A 22,904-nucleotide genomic window follows, 5' to 3' on the forward strand; every position below is an offset into this window, starting at 1 on the left:
CCGTTGTGGCAAAACCGACTAGGAAAAAATCTCGCGAGCATTGCCGTCAAGCCTCCTCCCGTGATCTATTGGGCACGTCCGGTCTCGGCGTCGTGCGAGGCGATGCGCGTCGGTCGGGACGCACGGCGCCCGGGGCAGGTCTGGAGGCTGGTGCGATGGTCGCCCACGACACCGAACGCCCCACCGGCGACGAGACCGCGCGCCAGCGCGCGATCCGCGAGGAGACGGCCCGGCTGCGGGCCCTGTTCCAGCAATCCCCCCAGGTGCAGGAAGCCCGAAAGGTCCCGGACGCCCAGTTGATCCGGGAGAGTTGGGGACAGCCCGGCATTCCGGGCTCTCCGGCCGAGTGGGAAGCGCGGCTTGCCACCGCCGAGGAGCTGAACGCCCGGCTGCGCGCCAGCGAGGCCTTCACCGCCCGCCTCCTGGCGGCGAGCCGCGACAGCATCCGGGTCCTTGCCCTCGACGGAACCGTGGTGTGGCTGAGCGAGGGCGGCCGCATCGCCGTGGACAGGGCCGACGCCGCCGTGATCGGCACGCCCTGGGGGGCGTCCTGGCCCGACCAGGCGGACCGCGCGACCGCCGAGGGGGCGCTCGCCGCCGCACGGGCCGGGCGCACCGGCCGCTTCCGCGCTCCCTCCGGCCCCGCCGGCGATCCGCGCTGGTGGGACGTCGTGGTCTCGGCCATCCACGGGCCCGACGGCGCGCCGGAACGCCTGCTGGCGGTCGCCCGCGACGTGACCGAGGCGCAAAGGGCCGAGGAGCAGCAGACCCTGCTGATGCAGGAGATGGCGCACCGGGTGAAAAACACCCTGGCGCTGGTCCAGGCGGTCGCCGCCCAGACCCTGCGCAGCGCCCCCGACCTGGACGCGGCGATGGAGGCGTTCAACGGCCGGCTGATGGCGCTCTCGGACGCCCACGACGTGCTGATCCGCGGCGCCTGGGCGGAGGCCGACCTCGCAGCCCTGGTCGCGGGCGTGATGGCGCCGCACGTCGACGCGGTGGCCGGCCGCTTCACCGCCGCCGGGCCCGGCGTCAGCCTCGGGCCGCGCTCGGTCCTGACCCTGTCCCTGATGCTGCACGAGCTCGCCACCAACGCGGCGAAGTACGGCGCCCTGTCGAGCCCGGCCGGCCGCGTCGCCGTCACCTGGGATCTCGCCGAGGAGGACGGGACCGTCCTGCGCCTGCGCTGGCAGGAGAGCGGCGGCCCGCCGGTCGCGCCGCCGGCCCGGGGCGGGTTCGGCTCGCGGCTGATCCAGCGCAGCCTGGTTCACAGCTTCGGCGGCCGGGTCAGCCTGCGCTTCCCGCCCGAGGGTGTCGTGATGGACCTCGAGGCACCGCTCGCGGCGATGCAGGATGGGACTGCGTAAGGGGCACCGGGACGGGACCGCGTCGTGGTCGCCGAGGTCGGCGCGAACCGGTTCGCGATACGGACAACGACGATTTGTTCCCGCGGCGGGGCACCCTGACGCACGGTTCCGCGGCGGGTCCGGCCACGCTTGACCCCCGGCATGCGGCCCCATAGGCAGCAACCTTTCGCCCCCGCCCGCATTGGCCGCGATGACATCTGATCCCGATCGAACGCCCCGCGATCTGCTGCAGGAGGGGCCAGCCTCTCCTTGCGACGCGGCACCCGTGGTGCTCCTCGTCGAAGATGACGGATTGCTGCTGATGGAGGCCGCCGACACCCTGGCGGAGGCCGGCTTCACCGTGCTGGAGGCCCCCCATGCCGACCACGCGCTCAAGGTGCTGGAGAGCCGCCCCGACGTCGAGCTCTTGATGACCGACGTCGACATGCCCCTCGGCTCGATGAACGGCTTCGCCCTCGCCCGCCTGGTGTCGCGGCGCTGGCCGCGCATCCCGGTGCTGGTGGTCTCCGGCATGGGCAGCCCCGGCCCCCACGACATGCCGCCGGGCGCACGCTTCATCCCGAAGCCCTACGCGCCCTCGGCCCTGGTGCGGACGCTCCACGACACCGTGCGCCGCGCCGCCTGAGCGACCTTCCCTACGGACGATCCCGATGACCGCCGATCCGACCAAGCTGCATTTCGCCACCCGGGCCGTCCATGCCGGCACCGCCCCCGATCCGGCCACCGGCGCCCGGGCGCAGCCGATCTACTTCACCAACGGCTTCGTGTTCGAATCGAACGAGCAGGCCGCCGACATCTTCGCCATGCGGGCGACGGGGTTTTCCTATTCCCGCGGCTCGAACCCGACCGTGGCGGCCCTGGAGCGCCGGGTCGCGTCGCTGGAGGGCGCCAAGGCGGCCGTCGCCGTGGCCTCCGGCCAGTCGGCGATGCTGCTCGTGCTGATGACCCTGATGCAGTCGGGCGACGCCTACGTGGCGTCCTCGCGGCTGTTCGGCGGCTCGCTCGGCCTGATGCGCCGGCTGGAAGGCCGCTACGAGCTGGTACCGCAATTCACCCGCGGCCTGACGCCGGAGGATTTCGAGGCCGCGATCACCGAGAAGACCCGGGCGATCGTCTGCGAATCGATCGTCAATCCCTGCGGCACGGTGATCGACCTCGCGGGCGTCGCCGCGGTGGCGCACAAGCACGGCCTGCCGCTCGTCGTCGACAACACGCTCGCCTCCCCGGCCCTGATCCGGCCGATCGAGCACGGCGCCGACATCGTCGTCCACTCGACCTCGAAGTTCCTGTCGGGCTCCGGCACGGTGATCGGCGGCCTCGTCTGCGACGGCGGCCGCTTCGACTGGAAGGGCACCGGCCGCTACAACCTGATCAACGAGCCCTGGCCGGATTACGACGGCCTCGTCGTCTCCGAGCGCTTCCCCGAGACCGCCTTCGCCGTCGCCTGCCGGCTGTTCGGCCTGCGCGACCTCGGCCCCGGCCTGTCGCCGATGAACGCCTTCCTGACGCTCACCGGCACCGAGACCCTGCCCCTGCGCATGGAGCGCCACTGCGCCAACGCGCGGGCGGTGGCGGCCTTCCTGAAGGATCACCCGAAGGTGGCCTGGGTGAGCTACCCGTCCCTGCCGGGCCAGCCCGGCGAGGCGATGGCGAACCGGTATGCCCCGATGGGCGCCGGCTCGATCTTCACCGTCGGCTTCAAGGGCGGCGAGAAAGCGGCGAAGAGCTTCATCACCGGGCTCAACCTGATCTCGCACCTCGTCAATATCGGCGAGATCAAGTCCCTGGCGATCCATCCGGCGACCACCACCCACCGCCAGCTTCCCGCCGCCGACAAGGAGGCCGCCCGGGTCGGCCCGGACACCGTGCGGCTGTCGATCGGGCTCGAATCGGTCGAGGACCTGATCGCCGACGTGGCGCAGTCGCTGGACGCGCTCGACTGACAATCCGTCCGGTCGGATCCTGCCGAATCGACACCCTCCGGGTCGTTCCGGGGCCGCGAAAGCGGAGCCAGGAACCACCCGGAGGGTGTCAACTCCGTCGAGAGACTCGAACAGGGTCCGACACTCCGCACCGCCCCGACCATCCCCGGATGGCGCTTGCCTCACCCTCTGAACAAATGTAGAACACGCTTAGGCCGCCGGCATGTGTGTAGCGGGCAAAACCGTGCCCCCGCCCTTGCCGGTCCCGGCCTGTTCGGCCCAACTCGCGGACCCGAAGCGGTGGTCCGCGGCGTCGGCCGGGCTTGCGCCCGAGTGAGATGGAACGAGAGGAGAGCGGAATGGCGGGCAGCGTGAACAAGGTGATCCTGGTGGGCAATCTCGGGCGCGATCCCGAGACCCGCCGGCTGGCCTCCGGCGACCCGGTGGTGAACCTGCGCCTGGCCACGTCCGAGTCCTGGAAGGACAAGGCGAGCGGCGAGCGCAAGGAGAAGACCGAGTGGCACTCGGTCGTGATCTACAACGAGAACCTGGCCCGCGTCGCCGAGCAGTACCTGCGCAAGGGCTCGAAGGTCTATGTCGAGGGTCAGCTCCAGACCCGCAAGTGGCAGGACCAGTCCGGCGTCGAGAAGTACACGACCGAGATCGTGCTGCAGCGCTTCCGCGGCGAACTGACCATCCTCGACGGCCGCGGCGGCGGGGCCGAGGGCGGCATGGGCGAGATGGGCGGCGACGACATGGGCGGCGGCCAGATCAGCCGCGGCGGCGATTACGGCGGCGGCGGTGGCGGCGGACGCAGCAGCGGCGGACGCTCCTCCTCGTCGGGCGGCGAGCGGCGCCCGGCCCCGTCGTCGAGCGGCGGCGGCAACCAGAAGCGCTACGACGATCTCGACGACGATATCCCGTTCTAGAGCATTTTCCGACGAAGTGGATACCGGTTCGTCGCAGAAAATGCGGCAAAATCAACGACCTAGAGAGCTTCGCGATTGCAGCGCGATCGTGAAGTGCTCTAGGCGGACTTGCGGCGGCAGGCCGACGCCTCGTCCGCTTCAGCTCCGGTTTCGTCGCAGATCTCCGGCACCGAGCCGGTCCGCCGCTTCGGCGAAACCTGCTTAGGCCGTTCCACCTTTCCGCGGCGAGCCGGGCTCCGGCCCGCCGCGTCATGCGCGACAACGAACGGCTGCCCCAGAGAATCACCCGGTCACGGCGTGACCGGTGATTGTTTAGATCAAACAGACCATGGTCCATGCCGTTGCGTCGCCGGAGGGCAGGATACGACCGACACGATTCCTGCGCGAATCGCCGGAATAGACACACGCGATTTAATGATCGATTCATATCTGCCCGACACATTGCTTGAATAGATTCATCACGCCCGGACGGGGTGACTCGCGGAGACGAGGATGGGTTTCGACCCCGGAAGCCGCGCGGGATTCCTCGACGACCGAAAAGGCCTCACGACGGTCCTGTTCGGCATCCTGCTGCCGGTTCTCATGGTCGGCATCGGTGGCAGCATCGAGCTTGCCCGCGCCGTCGAGTACAAGCAACGCCTGATCTCGGCGACCGACCTGAGCTGCCGCCAGGCCGAGGTCTATGTCGAGAGCCTGAGCGGCCTTACCATGCCGAGCAACTATGCCGCGACGGTCCAATCCTACGCCGACAGGAACCGTTCGGAACGAAACCTGTCGGCGACGGCGCAGATCACCGCGAAGCCGACCGTCTCCGCGACCGTCCTCACCGTACCGCCGCTGACGGTCCGCCCCGGCAACGTCCACGTCGTGGCGAACGGCTCGGTCGACCTGTTCTTCAAGGCTTTCATCAACAAGAACAGTTTCGATTTCACCGTGGTGCGCGACTGCACGGTCCAGGCGACGTCGTCGTCGGGCCCTCCGACGATGGTGATGTCCGAATCGTTCGAGGGCTATGCCGGGCAACTGGTCGGCGGCTGGGCCGTGTTCGGCACGATGTCTCAGGCGAACTGCGCAAGCTCGCTCTGCCAGGGGAAGTCCTGGGGAACGACCAATGCCGGCGTCGAGGTGGATCAGCTCTCCGCCATCGCAACGGGCGACGGCGTCCAGTACGGCCAGTCCTTCGCCGAGCTGGACAGCGACTGCAACAACAGGGTCGGGGCGCAGACGGCGGCGCAGACCGCCGCCTGTAGTTACGGCAACAACACGACGAATTCGTCGATCAACATGACGTTCGATCTCCCGGTCGGTTCCTACGAGGTGCGCTACGTCTATACGGCACGAAAGAACGTCGGCAAATATCAATACCCGAACGACAGCGTGATCTGCTCGAACCCGAACGACACCGACGGCCTGACGCGCGACGGCGATGTCGCGAAGAACGCGGCGGGGTTGAGCACCGTTTCCCTCGACGGCCAGACCAGACGCATCGAACTCTGGGTCGAGCCCAAGACGAGCGGGTACAAGTCGGACGACCCGTCTCTCACCGCCACGTCGAACGCCAACTACATGAAGCAGTACATGGCCGATGTCTGCGTCTGGTCGAGGACCTGGATCGAGCGAAGCTACAAGTTCAATGTGACCAAAAAGCAGGAATACCGGATTTCCTGGCGAGCGGCCGGGCTCGACGACAGCTTCGGCGGGCTGATCGATTACCTGCGCTTCTGCCAGAATTCATGTCCGTGATGCAGCCACCCTCGTGCCCGGGGCCGCGATGACGCAAGCAGCCAGGCTTGTGACGTGCCGATCGGGAGCGGCGGCGGTCGAATTCGCCCTGATCGCCTTTCCGCTGGTGATGCTCGTGCTCGGGATGCTGCAATTCGTGATCTATTCCTATCTCCAGCAGACCCTGAGCGACGCACTCTATCAAACCGCGTCGGATCCGGAGCCGGAGCTTCTGGCGCAGGACAAGCCGGGATACGTTGCCAAGTTTTGCGCCAGGATCGCCTTCAGCGACAGCTGCCTGAACCAGACCACCGGAATCAAGATCGAGGCGATGAAGCTCGCGAACGCGCCGACGGCGCCGACCGCGATCACCGGCACGACCTTCGACACCGGTGCGAGCCGGGACGTCATCCTCCTGCGGGCTACGATGGCGGCTCCGAGGATCGTGCCGATGATTCCGGAGCTGGTCGCGCAGGACTCGGTCGTCTTCCGCCGATAACGCCGCAGGTTCGCCGATGCCGACCCGTCTCGACACGTTCCTGCGCTCCAGCCGAGGTACGGCGTCGGTGGAGTTCGCGATCCTCGGCAGCCTCGCGCTGCTGATCTTCGCAGGCACGCACGACATCGTCTTCATGGTCAACACGAAGCGGGACGTCGACCGGGCCTCGGTGGTGATCGCTCGGGCGATGTCGACCTGCCCGAACTCGAGCTGCATGTCGGCCCTGATCGACACCTACATCACCCGCCGGGCCAACGCGTTCATGCGCTACCCGACCGCGACGATCGACATGTACATGATCCAGAAGAGCGGCGGATCGATCCAGGTCTGCTCGGGCACGCGGACCACCATGACGGATGCCGACCTGCTCGCCTCCGCCGGCACCATCTTGCGGGACGGCGACATCGGCGCCGCCGTCGTCATCACCAGCACCTACACGTCGGTGCTGCCGGCCTTCGTCAAGAGCTACATCAGCCCGTCGGGCGTGTCCTACCGCGGACACGCGATCGACGTCATGGTCAATGCCAGCGCGGTCTGCTGATCCGCGATCGGCCGGGCAGGGCGCCGCCGCCTGTCTGCGGCGGACGCCCTCCCCTCTCGGAGCCTCGGATCGAAGCCTCAGGCCGGCGCACCCGCGGCCTTCGCCTCGCGGCGCCGGGCATGCAGCACGTACTCGGTGTAGCCGTTCGGCTGGACGCGGCCCTTGAACACCAGGTCGCAGGCGGCCTGGAAGGCCGGGCCGTCGAAGCCGGGGGCCATCGGGCGGTAGAGCGGATCGCCGGCATTCTGGCGATCCACCACCTTCGCCATGCGCTTCATCGTCTCCATCACCTCGGCCTCCGACACCACGCCGTGATGCAGCCAGTTGGCGATGTGCTGGGACGAGATGCGCAGGGTCGCGCGGTCCTCCATGAGGGCCACGTCGTGGATGTCGGGCACCTTCGAGCAGCCGACGCCCTGGTCAATCCAGCGCACGACGTAGCCGAGGATGCTCTGGACGTTGTTGTCGATCTCCTGCTGCACGTCGTCGGGGGCGAAGTTCGAGCGGGCGAGCGGGATCTGCAGGATCTCGTCCAGCGCCGAGCGCGGCCGGCGCGCCAGTTCCTGCTGGCGGGCCTTCACGTCGGTCTCGTGGTAGTGCAGCACGTGGAGCGTCGCGGCGGTCGGCGAGGGAACCCAGGCGGTCGAGGCGCCGGCCTTCGGGTGGGCGCCCTTCTGCATCAGCATGTCGGCCATGGCGTCGGGCGCCGCCCACATGCCCTTGCCGATCTGCGCCCGGCCGAGCAGGCCGCAGGCGAGACCCACGTCGACGTTGTTCTCCTCGTAGCCCTTGATCCAGGGCGTGCCCTTCATGTCGTTCTTGCGGATGACCGGGCCGGCCTCCATCGAGGTGTGGATCTCGTCGCCGGTGCGGTCGAGGAAGCCGGTATTGATGAACACCACCCGCTCCGCCGCCGCCTTGATGCAGGCGGCGAGGTTGACGGTGGTGCGGCGCTCCTCGTCCATGATGCCCATCTTGAGGGTGTTGGGCGTCAGTCCCAGCATCGCCTCGACGCGGGTGAACAGCTCGACCGCGAAGGCGACCTCCTCGGGGCCATGCATCTTCGGCTTGACGATGTAGACCGAGCCGCGGCGGCTGTTGCGGATGCCGGACGTGCTCTTGAGGTCGTGGATCGCGATCAAGGCCGTGACGGCGGCATCCAGGATGCCCTCCGGCACCTCGGCGCCGCTCTCGTCGAGCACCGCGTCGGTGAACATGTGGTGGCCGACATTGCGCACCAGCATCAGCGAGCGGCCGGGGACGCTGACCTCGCCCGCACCGTCGGGGGCGGTGTAGACCCGGTCGGGATTGAGCTTGCGCTCGAAGCGCTTGCCGTCCTTCTCGACCGCGGCCGCGAGGGTGCCGTTCATCAGGCCGAGCCAGTTGCGGTAGACCACGACCTTGTCGTCGGCATCGACCGCCGCGACCGAATCCTCGAGGTCCATGATGGTCGAGACCGCCGATTCGACGAGCACGTCGGCGACGCCCGAGGCGTCGAAGCGGCCGATCCGGTGGGTGCGGTCCAGCACGATCTCGACGTGCAGGCCGTGATGGCGCAGCAGGAGCGCGGTCGGGAAGCTCGCCTTGCCGCGATAACCGGCAAAGGCCTCCGGCCGGGCGAGCGGGATGGTGTCGCCGGTATTCATGTTGCCGACGAGCTGGCCGCCCTCGACCGCGTAGGTCACCACGTCGGCATGGCGGCCGCCGGCGAGCGGCACGGTGCGGTCGAGGAAGGCGCGGGCCCGCGCCACCACCCGGGCGCCGCGGGTGCGGTTGTAGCCGCCGCCGCGGACCGCGCCGCCCTCCTCCGACACCGCGTCGGTGCCGTAGAGCGCGTCGTAGAGCGAGCCCCAGCGGGCATTGGCGGCGTTCAGCGCGTAGCGGGCGTTCGAGGTCGGCACCACGAGCTGCGGGCCGGCGATGGTGGCGATCTCGTCGTCGACGTTGTCGGTGCGGACCTGGACTGGGCCGGGATCGGGCAGGAGGTAGCCGATCTCGGTGAGGAAGGCCTTGTAGGCCGCCTCGTCCACCGGCTTGCCGGCCCGCTCGCGGTGATAGGCGTCGATCTTCGCCTGGATCGTGTCGCGGGTCTCGAGCAGGGCGCGGTTGCGGGGGCCTAGGTCGCGCACGATGGCCGAGAGGCCGTTCCAGAACGCCTCCGGGGTGATCCCGGTCCCCGGCAGGGCTTCCGCGACCACGAAATCGTGCAGCACACGGGCCACCGACACACCGCCGACCGTCTTGCGATCCATGTTCTTACCTCCCGGCGGTCCCCGCACGGGCCGCGTCGCGGCTCCCCTTAACAGGGGATGCGGGCGCCAGAAAGTCGGGGTTGCGCGGAGGAGATGCGGCAATCCCGTCCACCCGCCATACGGGCTCGGCAGAAGCTCTGCAGAAGCGCGGGATGAGACGACCTGTCGAAAACGTCATGCTGTCTGTGGGGAAAAATGCTCCGCTCGTGCGTTCCCTCCCCGTGACAAAGGCGGGCCCCCCTCCCATCTCGTGGGCGTCGGGCCGGGCCCGCCCGCCGGCAACCGAAGGAGTACGGCTCCATGAACAGCGAAGAACGCGACGTCATCAACGGCATATTCCAGCGACTGGAGCAGGCCGCGCAGCAGCCCCGCGATGCCGACGCGGAGCGCTTCATCGCCGACAAGATCCGCGCCCAGCCCTACGCCCCCTACGCCATGGCGCAGCTCGTCTACGTGCAGGAGGAGGCGATCAAGAGCCTCAACCAGCAGCTCGAGCAGGCGCGCGCCGAGGCGCAGCGCGGCGGCCAGGGCGCCCCGCAGGGCTCCGGCGGGGGTGGCGGCTTCTTCTCCAGCATCTTCGGCGGCGGGTCGCGGCCCGAGCCGCAGCAGCAACCTCCGCGCGGCGGTGGCGCCTGGGGCAACCAGGGCGGCGGCTACGGCCAGCAGCCCGGCTACGGTGCTCCCCCGCAGCAGCCCGGCTATGCTCCGCAGCAGGGCGGTCCGTGGGGCGGCCAGCCCCAGGCGCCGCAGCGGAGCGGCGGCGGCTTCCTCGCCACGGCCCTGCCGATGGCGGCGGGCGCGGCGGGCGGCATGCTGCTCGGCAGCGCGCTCAGCAACGCCTTCGCGGGCGGCCATTCCTCGCTCGGCAGCATGGCGGGCCTCGGCGGCGCCGGTGCGGCCGGCGGGACCACGATCGAGAACAACTACTTCGGCAACCAGGGCGGCAGCGAGGATTTCGGCGCACCGCTCGGCGGTGACGATGCCGGCTTCCAGGACGCCTCCTTCGACGGCGACATGGGCGATAGCGGCAGCGACGACTGGGTCTGACCGGTCGCGTCGTCGTGAGTGACCGGCCCCGCCGCGGCGACGCGGCGGGGCTTTTTCACGTCAGATCACCTGCACCCGGGCGCCGACCGGCACGCGCTGGTAGAGGTCCATCACGTCCTCGTTCATCATCCGGATGCAGCCCGAGGAGACCGACTGGCCGATCGTGTGCGGCTCGTTGGTGCCGTGGATGCGGTAGAGGGACGAACCGAGATAGAGGGCGCGGGCGCCGAGCGGGTTGGCCGGGCCGCCGGCCATGTGGCGCGGCAGGTCGGGGCGGCGGCGCAGCATCTCGGCGGGGGGCGTCCAGTCCGGCCATTCGCGCTTCGCGCTGACCGTCTTCATCCCCGACCAGGTGAAGCCCGGCCGCCCGACGCCGATGCCGTAGCGCAGGGCCCGGCCGCCGGGCTGCACCAGGTAGAGGAAGCGCGAGGGCGTATCGATCACCACGGTGCCGGGTCGCTGCGGGCCGTCATAGGCGACCTCCTGGCGCTGGAAGCGCGGATCTATCGCCCGGCCGATTCCCTCCTCCCGCGGCTCCTGCATCGGCAGCGCCGCCTGGCGGGCGCGGGGCGCCTCGAGCGGGTCGGGCTGGGACGCGTAGGCTTGAGGCTGGGCGTAGGCTTGAGGCTGCGCGTAGGCTTGGGGCCGAGGCCGAGCGTAGGCCTGCGGCTGCGGGCTCCCGGACCCGTAGACCTGAGACCCGTAGACCTGCGACCCATAGCCTTGCGAACCGTAGACCGGGTCTCCGTAAGCCTGGGGCTCAGCGGACGGCACCGGATCGCCGGAATGCAGGGCGGCTCCGGGCGCGGCCGGCGCGTAGCCGACCCGCGCGCCCGAAGACCCGGCGGTCGCGTATCCGGCGGTGCTCGCATAGGCCGGCCGGTGCCCGTAGACGTCGGCGGCGTAGCCGCGCCCCGTCAGGATCGTGCCGTCCGGGGCGACCGGCATCGGGCGCATCGGGCGGGCGACGGCGCCGGGATCCTGGCCGGTCATCAGGTACTCGATGAAACCGCCGCCATAGGCTCCTGGCGCGCCCTGCGCCAGGGCCGGAGCGGCTCCGAGCGTCGTCCCGAGGGCGGCCGCGATCGCCCCGGCCAGCACCATCCCGCGCACCACCATCGCACCCGTCCCCGAAGCCCGGCCGACCCGCCGGCGATGGCCCGAGGAGAGCAGGGCCTCCGAGACCGGACGGTGAACGAACGTGGTGACCGTTTCGCTAAATCCTTGGCGCGAATCATTAATTCGGCCGCATCGTGAATCCTTCGTCACCGCGGCCGCGCGCTGGGCGCGGCATTCAGCAAATCGCAATCAATCTTCGCGAGATTGACCCGTGTGGGCCGTGCGACGCGGCCGCGGTTGCAGGCTCTCGTTGCAGGCTCTCTCGGACCCATGAAGAACAAGCGCTTCCGCATCGAGGACAGTCTCGGCGTTTCCTATGCTCCCACCGAGGCGGCTCCCCCGCCGGTCTCCGCCAACGACGACCGGATCTCCGAGATCCTGGCGACGGTCAACGAGCTGAAGCGGCTCACCCAGAGCACCACCGGCGACGTGATCGATGCCTGCCGGCGCGAGATGGCCGAAATCTACGGCATGCGCACCGAGCTCGACGTGATGAAGGCCGCGATCGGCCGGACCAAGCACGAGATCGCGGTGCTGCACCGGCAGGATTTCGACGGCAAGGGCGTGCGCCGGGCCGCCGGCGAGCTGGATGCCGTGGTCGACGCCACCGAGCGGGCGACCACCACCATCCTGGCCGCCGTCGAGGACATCGAGACCCACGCCTCGATGCTGCGTTCCAACGGCGGCCTGAAGGACCGGTCCGACGTCGACGCGATCCTCGACCGCACCGTGGTGCTCTACGAGGCCTGCAACTTCCAGGATCTGACCGGCCAGCGCATCAGCAAGATCGTCAGCGTGCTGAAGTTCGTCGAGGACCATATCGACCGGATGATCGACGCCTGGGGCGGCCTCGACGCGTTCAAGGACCTGATCGGCGACACGTCCGGCGGCGTCAGCATCGACGACGAGAGCAGCCTGCTCAACGGGCCCAAGCTCGACGAGGATCCGGGCCACGTCGACCAGAACGACATCGACGCGCTGTTCGACTGACGGGCGATCGGGCCGAGGGCCGGGGCTCATCGATCGATCAGCCCGCAGGTCGTCGATCCTGACCCATCTCGACGGACTGCCTGATCTGCGCGACAGGCTTGACATCCACCGCGTCATTCCGGGGCCGCGAAAGCGGAGCCCGGAATGACGCGGTGGGTGTGAAAACCATTGGGAAAATCGACCGGGGCCGAGGCATCGAGCATTGTTTGCGATCGATCGCGCCGGATCGATCGTTACGTCAACCCGGCCCCCGCCCGACCATCCGCCCGAGCCGCCCCCACGCCGCAGACCACCCCCCCTGCCGCGGGGCTGCCGCCATGCGCTCCATCCGCCGCAACAAGCCCTCGGCGACCGTCCGCGGGTCGGCCAGCGCCTGCTGGCTGCCGAAGGCGGCGCCGGGCCCCGTCTCCGCCGTGCCGGGCTGGTGGAGGTAGGACACCGCATTGCCGCACAGGGCATCGACGAGCAGGAAGGTCGGGTTGATCGCCGGACCGGGGCTCAGCGCCACCACCCGCCGGCCGGACGGCGCGAACAAGGCGGTATGCAGGGCCGAGCCGAGGGAGCCGGCCACGACCCGCCGCCGCGCGAACAGCCGGACCTGCTCGGAAAAACTCATCGCCTCCGGGTGCAGGATCTCGATGCCCTCCCGCGCCAGGATCTCGGTCACCGCCGCCTCGTTGGCGAAGCGGCGCACGCCGCCGGGAAGCCGCGTCTTGGCGAGGTAGGCCGGCCGGTCCTCCGCGTCGACCTCTTCCGGCGCGTAGCAGCCGGCCCCGATCGCAAGGCACAGATCGCGAAACACCGTGTGGGCGAAGGCCTCCTCCTGGAAGGACGGCGCCGGCACGAGGGCGCGGCGCAGGCGCATCGGCCCCTCGAAGGCGTGGATGTCGCGCACGTCGAGGCCGAGCCGGGCCAGGATGTCGATGGCGAAGCGGTAGGGCTGCCAGAGGCTCTCCTGCGTCGGGGCGTAGCACAGGATCGGCGCGGCGGGCCGCTCCCGCAGCAGAGGCCAGAACCGCGGCAGGGTGGTGACCAGGAAATGCCCGTAATGCAGGTGGGCGCCGCCGAGGAACAGGTAAGTCTCCTCCGGCGCTTCCGCCACGCTCGCGGGCAGGCCGCCCGCCCATTCCTCCGGCCAGTCGGTGCGCTGCCAGGACGGCGTGGTGCCGGTGCCGCGAAGATCGACGCTCTCGGGCACGAAGCGGCGCGCGGAATCGAACAGGGCCGAGGGCCGGCCCCGCGCCTCGCTGTGCGGCAGGTAGAGGACGTTCTCGACGGTCCGCACGGCCGGCAGGTCGTGCCGGAGCGGGCGGGGTCGGGGCGTCCGGCAGGCGCGGAGCGTCATGCGGCGGGCGGGGTCAAGCGGCGGATCCTCGGGCGCGGGCGAAGGACTTTTCAGGGAGCTTGTCCAAGGGAGGCCTTTTAGCGCCCGGGGGCGGTCTTTCCAGCGGGGGTCGGGCCGCCTACATCGCCAGCATGAGCCGACAGCCTGGGAACGACGTGCCGCCCGACGCCCTCGACACGATCGAGGACGACGACGAGGCGGTGGACGCCCTCGACACCTCGCCCGAGATCGATTTCGACCTCGATGCCGGCGCGGGCGCGATCCAGGCCGGCACGGCGGTGATCCGCCGGTTCTGGACCACCCTGCCGACCTCGCCGGGCGTCTACCGGATGTTCGACGCCAAGGGCGACGTGCTCTACGTCGGCAAGGCCAAGAACCTGAAGAACCGGGTCGGCTCCTATGCCCGGGGCCAGGCGCATACCAACCGCATCGCCCGGATGATCGCCGAGACGGCCTCGATGGAGTTCGTCACCACGGCGACCGAGACCGAGGCTCTGCTGCTGGAGGCCAACCTCATCAAGCAGCTGAAGCCCCGCTTCAACGTGCTGATGCGGGACGACAAGTCCCTGCCCTACATCCTGCTCACCGCCGATTCCGATGCGCCGCAGCTCGTCAAGCATCGCGGCGCGCGGCGCCGGGCCGGACACTATTACGGCCCCTTCGCCAGCGTCTGGGCGGTGAACCGCACGGTCAACGCGCTCCAGCGCGCCTTCCTCCTGCGCTCCTGCTCCGACAGCTACTTCGAGAACCGCACGCGGCCCTGCCTGCTCTACCAGATCAAGCGCTGCTCGGGGCCCTGCACGAACGAGATCTCGGTCGAGGATTATGCCGGCCTCGCCGCGGAAGCCCGGGGATTCCTGTCGGGCAAGTCCAATGCGGTCAAGGAGCGGATGGCCGCCGAGATGCAGGCCGCCTCCGACGCCTGGGAGTTCGAGAAGGCGGCGCGCTACCGCGACCGCATCGCCGCGCTCGCCGCCATCCAGGGCGTGCAGGGGGTGAACACGCAGGGCATCGAGGAGGCCGACGTCTTCGCCCTCGACGAGCAGGCCGGCCAGTTCTGCATCGAGGTGTTCTTCTTCCGCAACTGGCAGAACTGGGGCAACCGGGCCTACTTCCCGAAGGCCGACCGCAGCATGAGCCCGGCCGAGGTGCTGGCCTCGTTCGTGGCCCAGTTCTACGACGACAAGCCGGCGCCGCGGCTGGTGCTGGTCTCGCACGAGATCGAGGATGCGGAGCTTCTGGCCGCCGCCCTCTCGACGAAGAGCGAGAACCGGGTCGAGATCCATTGCCCGAAGCGGGCCGAGCGCAAGAACCTCGTCGACTACGCCGCCCGCAACGCCCGCGAGGCGCTGGGCCGGCGCCTCGCCGACACCGCCTCGCAGGGCAAGCTGCTGGCGGCGCTCGGCACGTCGTTCAACCTCGCCTCCGCGCCGCGCCGCATCGAGGTCTACGACAATTCCCACATCATGGGGACGAACGCCGTCGGGGCGATGATCGTCGCCGGTCCCACCGGGTTCATGAAGACCCATTACCGGACCTTCACCATCAAGTCCGAGGAGGTGAAGCCCGGCGACGATTACGGCATGATGCGCGAGGTGCTGCAACGGCGCTTCAGCCGGCTGGTGAAGGAGCATCCCCGCAACCGGGCCGAGGCCGACCGGGCCGCCGCCGCGGGAGGGGCCGCCGAGCCAGAAGCGGCGCCCGATCCGGCCGATACGGATTCCTTCCCGGCCTGGCCCGACCTGGTGCTGGTCGATGGCGGCCGCGGCCAGCTCGAGGCGGCGCGCAAGGCCCTCGACGAGGTCGGGGTGACCGACGTGCCGCTCGTCGGCATCGCCAAGGGGCGCGACCGCGATGCCGGGCGCGAGACCTTCTTCGTGCCCGGCCAAGCGCCGTTCCGGCTGCCGCCGCGGGACCCGACGCTCTACTTCGTCCAGCGCCTGCGCGACGAGGCCCACCGCTTCGCCATCGGGGCGCACCGGGCCAAGCGCAAGCGCGAGATGGTGAAGAACCCCCTCGACGAGATTCCCGGCATCGGGCCGACGCGCAAGCGCGCGCTCCTGCACCATTTCGGGACGGTGAAGGCGATCCAGCGCGCGGCGCTTGAGGACCTCGCCCGGACGCCCGGCGTGAACGCCGCGACGGCCCGCGCCGTCTACGACTTTTTTCATGCGGATGCGTGAGTTGGAGGCGATGCGAGCCTTGAGTCCGAGCCGAGTTCTGTTGACGCCCCCTCCCCCCGCGTGGTTTCACCGATGGCGATGAATGTGGCCGTGCCCCGACGCCGCTCGACGGCTCTGAACCTCGCGAACCTCCTGACCTACGGCCGCCTGGTCGCGGTCCCGGTGGTGGTGGCGCTGCTCTTCTGGCCGCAGGACGACACCGCCCGCTGGATCGCCGTCGGGGTCTTCGTCGTCGCGGCGATCACCGATTATCTCGACGGCTACGTCGCCCGCACCTATTCCCAGAGCTCGGCACTCGGGCGGATGCTCGATCCGATCGCCGACAAGCTGCTGGTGGCCGCGAGCCTCTTGATGCTCTGCGCCGACGGGACGATCCGCGGCTGGTCGCTCTGGGCGGCGATCGTCATCCTGTGCCGCGAGATCCTGGTCTCGGGGTTGCGCGAGTACCTGGCCGAGCTGAAGGTCGGCGTACCGGTGAGCCGGGTCGCCAAGTGGAAGACCGCGGTGCAGCTCGTGGCGCTGGGCGTGCTGATCGCCGGCCCGGCCGGCGAGCGGGTCCTGCCCGGCAACGGGATGCTCGGCCTCGTGCTGCTGTGGCTCGCCGCCGCGCTGACCCTCTATACCGGCTACGACTATATGCGCTCCGGCATCCGCCACGTCATCGACGACGAGAGATGAGCGGTCTCCCCATGAAGCTCGTCTATTTCGCCTGGGTCCGCGAGCGGATCGGCCGCTCTGATGAAACCCTCGATCTGCCGCCGGACGTGGCCACGGTCGCCGACCTCGTCGCCTGGCTCAAGGGCCGGGGCGAGGAATACGCCTACGCCTTCGAGACCGAGGGCGTGGTCCGCGCCGCCGTCGACCGGGTCCATGCCAAGCCCGACACGGCGCTCGCCGGGGCGAGCGAGGTGGCGTTCTTTCCGCCGATGACCGGGGGTTGAGGCGGGCTTTCATCTTTTTTCCCAGAGGATCGAACAGGTAGACTTCGTCCCCAGGCCCTGTTTACGCAACGTGTATTGCATCCGAAATGATGTGTGACGGCCCACCCTCCACCTCATCCTGAGGTGTTGGTCGATCGAAGATCGACTGACCTCGAAGGAGGGCTCCAGGGATCGCAGAGGCTTCTGGAGCCCTCCTTCGAGGCTCACTCCGTTCGCACCTCAGGATGAGGTCGCAGGTGGGATTATCGAAGGCATTTCCGGTACACGCCTCGTCCATCGAACAGGCTCCGAAAGATCACCCATGCCCCGCCCCCTGCCGCTCCTCGCGTTCCTGGCTTCGTCCCTCGCGGTCTCCGCCGCCTCGGCCGAGCCGGCGACGGTCGGCCCGCTGCTGGAGCATCGCGGGATCTGCGAGGCCTCCGGCGCGGTCGCCTATCCGCGCGGCAGCACCGGCGACCGGTTCCTGGTGGTCGATGACGGATCGACGGTGGTGGGTCTCTACCGGTCCGGGACCGGCGGCGGGGCGCTGCCGCTCGGCGGCGCCGATGTCGCGGGCGCGCTCGCCCTCGCCCCGGACGACCGCAAGGCCGACCTCGAATCCGCGGCCTGGCTCGGATCCGACCTCTACCTGCTCGGCTCGCACAGCCGCCGGCACGGCGGCAAGCAGAGCCCGGGCCGCGGCCGCCTCGCGGCCTTCACGGTCACGGAATCGGGCGGCGTGCCCACCCTCGTGCCAAAAGGCCAGGCGGTGACGGGCCTGCCGAAGGCTCTCGCCGCCCTGTCGCCCCTGTTCGCCTCGCGGATCGGCCTCGACGTGCCGGCCCGGGACGATCTCGATCCCAAGCGCAAGGGCTTCAACATCGAGGGCATGGCACCCCGCCAGGACGGCACATCCCTCTGGCTCGGCGTGCGCAACCCGCTCGATACCGACGCGAACGCCCTGCTGGTCCCGCTGGAGAACCCGGCGGAGGCGATCGGCGGCGGCGCCCCGCGCCTCGGCCCCCCGGTCGCCCTCGACCTGAAGGGCCGCGGCATCCGCGACCTCGCCTACGCCCCAGACGCGAAGGCCTACCTGATCCTCGCGGGCGGCGCGGGCGGCGGCGGCGAGCCGTTCGACCTCTATCGCTGGTCGGGCGACCCGGCGGACAAGCCCGTCCGGGTCGAGGGCGCCGCGGCGGCCTTCGCCAGGATCCCGGACTTCCAGCCCGAGGCGCTGGTGGTCGGCCCGGCCGGCGACCGGGTCCAGGTCCTGAGCGACGACGGCGAGGCTTTGGGCTCCGACGGCAAGCCGTGCGAGGAGTCGAAGGACGGCAAGCGGTTCCGGAGCCTGACGCTCGACCTGCGGTGAGGCGTCTCCTCAACCGTTGAGCGCCGCGGCGAACTCCTTCACGTTGTGGCGCATCATGTCGAGATAGGTCGGGGCCGGGCCGGCGGGCTCGGACAGGGCGTCGGAGAAGACCCGCCCCCCCGCCTTGGCGCCGCTCTCGCGGGCGATCTGCTGCATCAGGCGCGGGTCCGAGACGTTCTCGAGGAAGACCGCCGGGATCTTGTCGCGGCGGACCTGCCGGACGATCGCCGCGACGTCGCGGGCGGTCGCCTCGCTCTGGCTCGACACGCCCTGGGGCGCGAGGAACCGCATCCCGTAGGCCTTCGCGAAATACCCGAAGGCGTCGTGGGTGGTGACGACGCGCCGACGCGCCTCCGGGATGCCGGCGAGTGCCGCCCGCACCTCCCCGTCGAGGGCGTCGAGCTTCGCCAGATAGGCGGTCGCGTTGGTCTCGTAGGCCGCCCTGCCCTCGGGGTCGACGCTCCCCAGTCCGTCGCGGATGTTGGCGATGTAGGTTCTGGTGTTGGCGACGTTCTGCCAGGCATGCGGATCGACGGCGTGGCCGTGATCGTGTCCGTCATCCTCGTCGATCGGCACGATGCCCTTCGAGGCGACGACCACCTTGGCCTTGGTGCCCGAGGCCTTGATCAGCCGGTCGATCCAGCCCTCGAAGCCGAGGCCGTTGACGACGACGAGGCGCGCCGCCGCCACCGCCTGGGCGTCGGCCGGGGCCGGCACGAAGCTGTGTGCGTCGCCGTTCGGCCCGACCAGGGTGGTGACGGCGACCCGCTCGCCGCCGACCTGCCGCACGAGGTCGCCGAGGATCGAGAAGGTCGCCACGACCCGCATCGGCTCTTGCCGGACGGGCGCTTGCCGGACGGGCGCTTGCGCCCGCGCCGGCGCGGTCCATGCCAGGCCCAGCGCCACCAGCAGCATCCCGATCCCCAATCTGCCCATCGCTGGAACTCCTCGCTCGACGATGCGCCTCACCTAGGCCGGCACGGGAGAGATTGCAACATTGTTACATTCCTGATGGGCCGGGACTCTGCCGCCGAGTTAACCTGGGTCGAGGACAGGCCCCTGGGCCGGGTCCAGGGTCGCGGCCGTCACGCCGTTCTTGCCGCTCCCCGCTGGGACGGTGTCACCGGCGGGTCGGACCATCCTGTGCGAGCGGGATGCCCCGGCCCGCCGCCCATGTCTCTCCCGCTGAAGCATCGGTGTCGGGTGAGGCGCGGGTTTTCCCTCTCCCCGCTCCCCGCTCCCGGCAGGGCTGTCCGAGGAAAGAAAAAAGCGCGGGTTTCCCCTCTCCCCGCGGGCGGGGAGAGGCCTGATACCAACGGCCCTAAAGTTTGACCTGTGCCCAGTCCCGCGCGGTGATGGAGGTGACGAGGTCTGGGTCGTTGGCGAAGAAGTTCCAGGCGTCGCAGCAGGCGTCGACGATCTGCTGGTAGGTGCGGTAGACCCGGTGGGCGAGCTTGTTCTGGCGCAGGTACTGCCAGACCAACTCGATCGGGTTCAGCTCTGGAGACGAGGCCGGCAAGTGTAGCAACGTGATGTTGTCCGGCACCACCAGGCCGCGCGGGCGAGGCTTCTTGGCGGTGCCGTGATAGCCAGCCCCGTCCAGCACCAGGATCGCGTGCGCGCCAGGCGCCACCTGCCGGCTGATCTCGGCCAGATGCAGCGACATCATCGCGGTGTTGACCGTCGGCAGCACCAGAGCCGCGCTGGTGCCCCGCGCCGGGCAGGCCGCTCCGAACAGGTATGTCCACTTGTAGCGCTGGTCGCGCGGCGCTCGCGGGCGTGTCCCCTTGCGCGCCCAGACCCGCGTCAGCGTGCCCTGCTGGCCGACGCGGGCCTCGTCCTGGAACCAGATCTCGAGCGGCTTGCCGTGGGCGGTCTCGGGGAGGAGTTCCGTCACCCGCGAGGCGAAGGTTTTTTAAAAGCCTTCTGTGCCGCCTCGTCGGCCTTGGGATGCTGCGGGCGCACCGAGAGCCGCACGAAGCCGAGCTTGGCCAAGTGCTTGCCGACCGTACGCTCGTGCATCTCGACCCCGAACAGCTCCCTGATGCGCGCCTGCAGGTCGACCCGGCGCCAGCGCACCACGCCATCCGTGTCCACGTCCGGCCCCGCCTCGACCAGGGCGGCGAGTTGCTGCATCTGCTCGGGCGTCAGCTTGGCGGCGCGGCCCGGCGCCTTACGGTCGCGCAGACCCGCCAGACCCTCGGCGTTGTAGCGATGCACCCAGTCGCGCAGGGTCTGGCGGTCCATCCCACAGGAGCGGGCCGCTCTGGTGCGGTCGGCGCCCTCCAGCACCAGAGCGAGCGCCAGCATCCGACGGGCCGCCGGAATGCTCGGTGCCTTGGAGGAGGCCGCGCGCAACTCCTCGGCGGTCAAATCCGTGCGGGTGATAGCGATCCCGGCCATGGCGATCTCTCCTGATCCGGCAACCGAATCAGAAGCCAAGCCGCGGAGCAACACGCCGAGTCACACTCACCGGCCGTTGGTATTACGGGCAGGCGCTCATGCGTATCGTCGTGTAATCGCCGCTCTCCGTGCGCCTCCCTTCGTCACGCGAGGGCCGGCAACGTCATCACGAGCCGGGCCCCGCCGGCTGGGGCGGCCTCGGCCACGATAGTGCCTCCATGCGCTTCCGCGATCTGCCGGGCGATGGCGAGCCCGAGGCCGGTCCCGCCGGTGCGGCGGTTCCGCGAGCGCTCGACCCGGTAGTACGGGCTGAACACCGCCGAGCGCTCGCCCTCGGGGATGCCGGGGCCGTCATCCTCGACCACGACCTCGCAGGCGCCCCCGGCCCGGCGCACCGCGACGGCCACGGAGGAACGCCCGAACTTGACCGCGTTGCCGATCAGGTTGGCCACCACCCGGCGAAGGGCGACGGCGTCGCCGGCCACGGTCGCGTCCGGCACCTCCTCGCCCGACAGGCTGATGCACGCCCCCTGCGCCGCGTGCTCGGCGACCTCGACCGCGACGATGTCGGCGAGATCCACCGGGGCGCGCCCGACCTCGGCGGCGGTGCCCCGGGCGAAGCCGAGGGAGGTCTCGATCAGCGCGGTCATCGCGTCGACGTCCTCGACCAGCCGGTCCCGGCGCTCGGGCTCGGCCACGCGCTCCGCCCGCATGCGCATGCGCGTCAGGTAGGTCTTCAGGTCGTGCGAGATGGCCCCGATCAGCATCGAGCGCTCGCCCATCAGGCCGACGATGCGCTCCTGCATGGCCTGCACGGCCTGGGCGAGGTGGCGGATCTCCGGGGCGCCCTGTTGCGCGAGGGCGGGCTCGGCCGCGCGGCCGTCGAACCGCGAGACCGCCTCGGTCAGGCGGCGCAGAGGACCGAGTTCGTGCCGCGCGCCGATGGTCACCAAGCCGGCGACGATCAGGCCGAGCACGGCCACCCACAGGCTCAGCGGCTGGCCGAGCAGCCAGGGCATGAGCGAACGGTGCCGTGTGATGGCGGAGACGACGAGGGTGCGCCCGTCCGGCAATCGGTAGGTCGCCACGGCGAGGCTGCCGATGGACTTTCGCCGATTGCCGTTCGCGGCATCCGCCGGGCCATTGTACCGATACAGCATGTCGACCGAGGTGAAGGCCCGGATGCCATCGGCGGCCTCACCCGTGAGGCGGTGAAGGCGCGCTTCGAGGACCGGCTCGCGGATCAGCGCCGTCTCGTCGGGCGGGGCGTCCACGATCTCGGCCCGCAGCGCCTCGCCGTTCACGGCGCGCAGGATCGCGGCCCTCTGTGCCAGGTCGGCGTCCCTCAGGAGGGCCATGATGCCGCCGGCCTGATCGAGGCGGGGGAACCGGGTGGCGTACGGTGAGCGCTCCTGGCCGCGCTGCCACTGGTCGATGCCGAACGTCACCACGACGAGGAGCGAAAGCGCGCCCAGCAGGACCATCATGATGCGCCCGAGCAAGCCGACGCGGGCCATCACGGTGCTACAGCCTTCACCGGCGCCGCGAGGATGTAGCCGGCGTTGCGTACGGTCTTGATCAGGGCCGCCGACGCGCTTCCGGCGTCGTCGAGCTTGTGCCTCAGACGGCTCACCTGCACGTCGATGGTGCGGTCGAAGGCGTCCGCCGTGCGGCCCCGGGTCCAGTCGAGGAGCTGGTCGCGCGAGAGCACCCGTTGGGGCCGGGTGACGAAACAGTGCAGCAGGTCGTACTCGGCGCTGGTGAGCGGGACTTCGGTGCCCGCCTCGCCGATGCATACGGCCCGGGCCGCAAGGTCGACGACGAGGTCGGAGACGGCGAGCCGTCCGGGCGCGGCCTCCACCGGGGCGGCGCCGTTCGCCCGGCGCAGGACCGCGCGGATGCGGGCCAGCAGTACGCGTGAGCTGAACGGCTTCGACACGTAGTCGTCGGCGCCCATCTCCAGGCCGAGCACTCGGTCGATGTCCTCGTCCTTGGCGGTCAGCATGACGACCGGCGGGCCACCCGCCTCACGCAGGCGGCGGCAGATCGACAACCCGTCCTCCCCGGGCAGCATCCAGTCGAGCACGACGAGGTTCGGCCTCGCTCCCGTCGCGAGGAGCCGGTCGAGGCCGGCGCCTCCGTCGAGGGAGACCACGCGGTAGCCCTCTTCCTCCAGGTAGCTCGCGAGTTGTGTCCGGATGTCGTCGTCGTCCTCGACGATGGCGATGGTGGTGGGGATGCCGTCGGTCATGCGCCGAGGATAGGCTGTCCGGGCGGGGCGGCAACGCGAAAACGG

The 22,904-nt window shown here is 70.1% G+C and carries 20 protein-coding genes; 13 read left to right on the plus strand and 7 right to left on the minus strand.

Annotated elements, in window-relative coordinates:
- The first annotated feature begins 155 nt into the window (after positions 1 to 155).
- From F1D61_RS15885 to F1D61_RS15915, 7 genes are all read left to right on the plus strand, one after another.
- Positions 156 to 1,367, plus strand: coding sequence for a sensor histidine kinase (locus F1D61_RS15885; RefSeq protein WP_203152691.1), 1,212 nt, complete (start codon positions 156 to 158; stop codon positions 1,365 to 1,367).
- A 226-nt stretch (positions 1,368 to 1,593) separates the two neighbouring features.
- The gene (locus F1D61_RS15890) at positions 1,594 to 1,992 is read left to right on the plus strand and encodes a response regulator (RefSeq protein WP_432443307.1); all 399 of its coding nucleotides are present in this window, start codon (positions 1,594 to 1,596) and stop codon (positions 1,990 to 1,992) included.
- Positions 1,993 to 2,017: 25 nt separating this feature from the next.
- Positions 2,018 to 3,310, plus strand: coding sequence for an O-acetylhomoserine aminocarboxypropyltransferase/cysteine synthase family protein (locus F1D61_RS15895; RefSeq protein WP_203152693.1), 1,293 nt, complete (start codon positions 2,018 to 2,020; stop codon positions 3,308 to 3,310).
- Positions 3,311 to 3,648: 338 nt separating this feature from the next.
- Positions 3,649 to 4,218 (plus strand): single-stranded DNA-binding protein, encoded by a 570-nt coding sequence (gene ssb / locus F1D61_RS15900; protein WP_203152694.1) that lies wholly within the window; start codon positions 3,649 to 3,651, stop codon positions 4,216 to 4,218.
- A gap of 492 nt (positions 4,219 to 4,710) precedes the next feature.
- Positions 4,711 to 5,961, plus strand: a complete 1,251-nt coding sequence (locus tag F1D61_RS15905; RefSeq protein ID WP_203152695.1) for a TadE/TadG family type IV pilus assembly protein — start codon at positions 4,711 to 4,713, stop codon at positions 5,959 to 5,961.
- Positions 5,962 to 5,989: 28 nt separating this feature from the next.
- Entirely contained in the window at positions 5,990 to 6,439 is a 450-nt protein-coding gene (locus F1D61_RS15910; RefSeq protein ID WP_203152696.1) for a TadE family protein, read from the plus strand.
- Positions 6,440 to 6,455: 16 nt separating this feature from the next.
- Positions 6,456 to 6,980, plus strand: coding sequence for a TadE/TadG family type IV pilus assembly protein (locus F1D61_RS15915; protein ID WP_203152697.1), 525 nt, complete (start codon positions 6,456 to 6,458; stop codon positions 6,978 to 6,980).
- A gap of 77 nt (positions 6,981 to 7,057) precedes the next feature.
- Here F1D61_RS15915 and F1D61_RS15920 read toward each other — a convergent pair whose 3' ends face one another.
- Positions 7,058 to 9,232 carry a malate synthase G gene (locus F1D61_RS15920; RefSeq protein WP_203152698.1) on the minus strand — a complete coding sequence of 725 codons (2,175 nt, stop codon included), beginning with the start codon at positions 9,230 to 9,232 and terminating at the stop codon, positions 7,058 to 7,060.
- Positions 9,233 to 9,532: 300 nt separating this feature from the next.
- Here F1D61_RS15920 and F1D61_RS15925 point away from each other — a divergent pair, with 300 nt between their 5' ends.
- A complete protein-coding gene (locus tag F1D61_RS15925; RefSeq protein ID WP_203152699.1) occupies positions 9,533 to 10,279 on the plus strand; it encodes a DUF2076 domain-containing protein in 747 nt (248 codons plus the stop codon).
- A gap of 60 nt (positions 10,280 to 10,339) precedes the next feature.
- Here the strand turns inward: F1D61_RS15925 and F1D61_RS15930 are convergent, their stop codons facing one another.
- Entirely contained in the window at positions 10,340 to 11,227 is an 888-nt protein-coding gene (locus tag F1D61_RS15930) for a L,D-transpeptidase (protein ID WP_203159104.1), read from the minus strand.
- 441 nt (positions 11,228 to 11,668) lie between these two features.
- Here F1D61_RS15930 and F1D61_RS15935 point away from each other — a divergent pair, with 441 nt between their 5' ends.
- Complete coding sequence (locus F1D61_RS15935) at positions 11,669 to 12,388, plus strand: chemotaxis protein (RefSeq protein WP_203152700.1); 720 nt, start codon at positions 11,669 to 11,671, stop codon at positions 12,386 to 12,388.
- A gap of 238 nt (positions 12,389 to 12,626) precedes the next feature.
- Here F1D61_RS15935 and F1D61_RS15940 read toward each other — a convergent pair whose 3' ends face one another.
- Positions 12,627 to 13,673: a glycosyltransferase family 61 protein gene (locus tag F1D61_RS15940; protein WP_203152701.1), complete on the minus strand. Its 1,047-nt coding sequence runs from the start codon at positions 13,671 to 13,673 to the stop codon at positions 12,627 to 12,629.
- Between the two features lie 191 nt (positions 13,674 to 13,864).
- Between F1D61_RS15940 and uvrC the strand changes: the two genes are divergently transcribed.
- From uvrC to F1D61_RS15960, 4 genes are all read left to right on the plus strand, one after another.
- Entirely contained in the window at positions 13,865 to 15,916 is a 2,052-nt protein-coding gene (gene uvrC, locus F1D61_RS15945) for an excinuclease ABC subunit UvrC (protein WP_203152702.1), read from the plus strand.
- A 78-nt stretch (positions 15,917 to 15,994) separates the two neighbouring features.
- Complete coding sequence (gene pgsA, locus F1D61_RS15950; protein ID WP_203159105.1) at positions 15,995 to 16,594, plus strand: CDP-diacylglycerol--glycerol-3-phosphate 3-phosphatidyltransferase; 600 nt, start codon at positions 15,995 to 15,997, stop codon at positions 16,592 to 16,594.
- A gap of 11 nt (positions 16,595 to 16,605) precedes the next feature.
- Positions 16,606 to 16,857 carry a molybdopterin converting factor subunit 1 gene (gene moaD / locus F1D61_RS15955; RefSeq protein ID WP_203159106.1) on the plus strand — a complete coding sequence of 84 codons (252 nt, stop codon included), beginning with the start codon at positions 16,606 to 16,608 and terminating at the stop codon, positions 16,855 to 16,857.
- 301 nt (positions 16,858 to 17,158) lie between these two features.
- Complete coding sequence (locus F1D61_RS15960; protein WP_203152703.1) at positions 17,159 to 18,205, plus strand: DUF3616 domain-containing protein; 1,047 nt, start codon at positions 17,159 to 17,161, stop codon at positions 18,203 to 18,205.
- Between the two features lie 9 nt (positions 18,206 to 18,214).
- Here the strand turns inward: F1D61_RS15960 and F1D61_RS15965 are convergent, their stop codons facing one another.
- The 4 genes from F1D61_RS15965 to F1D61_RS15980 all read right to left on the minus strand — a co-directional run bounded on the left by F1D61_RS15965 (position 18,215) and on the right by F1D61_RS15980 (position 22,859).
- The gene (locus tag F1D61_RS15965) at positions 18,215 to 19,141 is read right to left on the minus strand and encodes a metal ABC transporter substrate-binding protein (RefSeq protein WP_203152704.1); all 927 of its coding nucleotides are present in this window, start codon (positions 19,139 to 19,141) and stop codon (positions 18,215 to 18,217) included.
- Between the two features lie 385 nt (positions 19,142 to 19,526).
- A protein-coding gene (locus F1D61_RS15970) for an IS630 family transposase (protein WP_203152705.1) occupies positions 19,527 to 20,608 on the minus strand; the annotation gives its coding sequence in 2 pieces (ribosomal slippage) (positions 19,527 to 20,116 and positions 20,116 to 20,608; 1,083 coding nt in all).
- Positions 20,609 to 20,751: 143 nt separating this feature from the next.
- Positions 20,752 to 22,125, minus strand: coding sequence for a sensor histidine kinase (locus F1D61_RS15975; protein ID WP_203152706.1), 1,374 nt, complete (start codon positions 22,123 to 22,125; stop codon positions 20,752 to 20,754).
- On the minus strand, positions 22,125 to 22,859 hold the full coding sequence (locus F1D61_RS15980) for a response regulator (RefSeq protein WP_203152707.1): 735 nt from the start codon (positions 22,857 to 22,859) through the stop codon (positions 22,125 to 22,127). The genes F1D61_RS15975 and F1D61_RS15980 overlap by 1 nt, the downstream gene beginning before the upstream one ends.
- Positions 22,860 to 22,904: the final 45 nt, after the last annotated feature.

It is taken from the genome of Methylobacterium aquaticum (assembly GCF_016804325.1).
Taxonomy (GTDB): Bacteria; Pseudomonadota; Alphaproteobacteria; order Rhizobiales; family Beijerinckiaceae; genus Methylobacterium; species Methylobacterium aquaticum_C.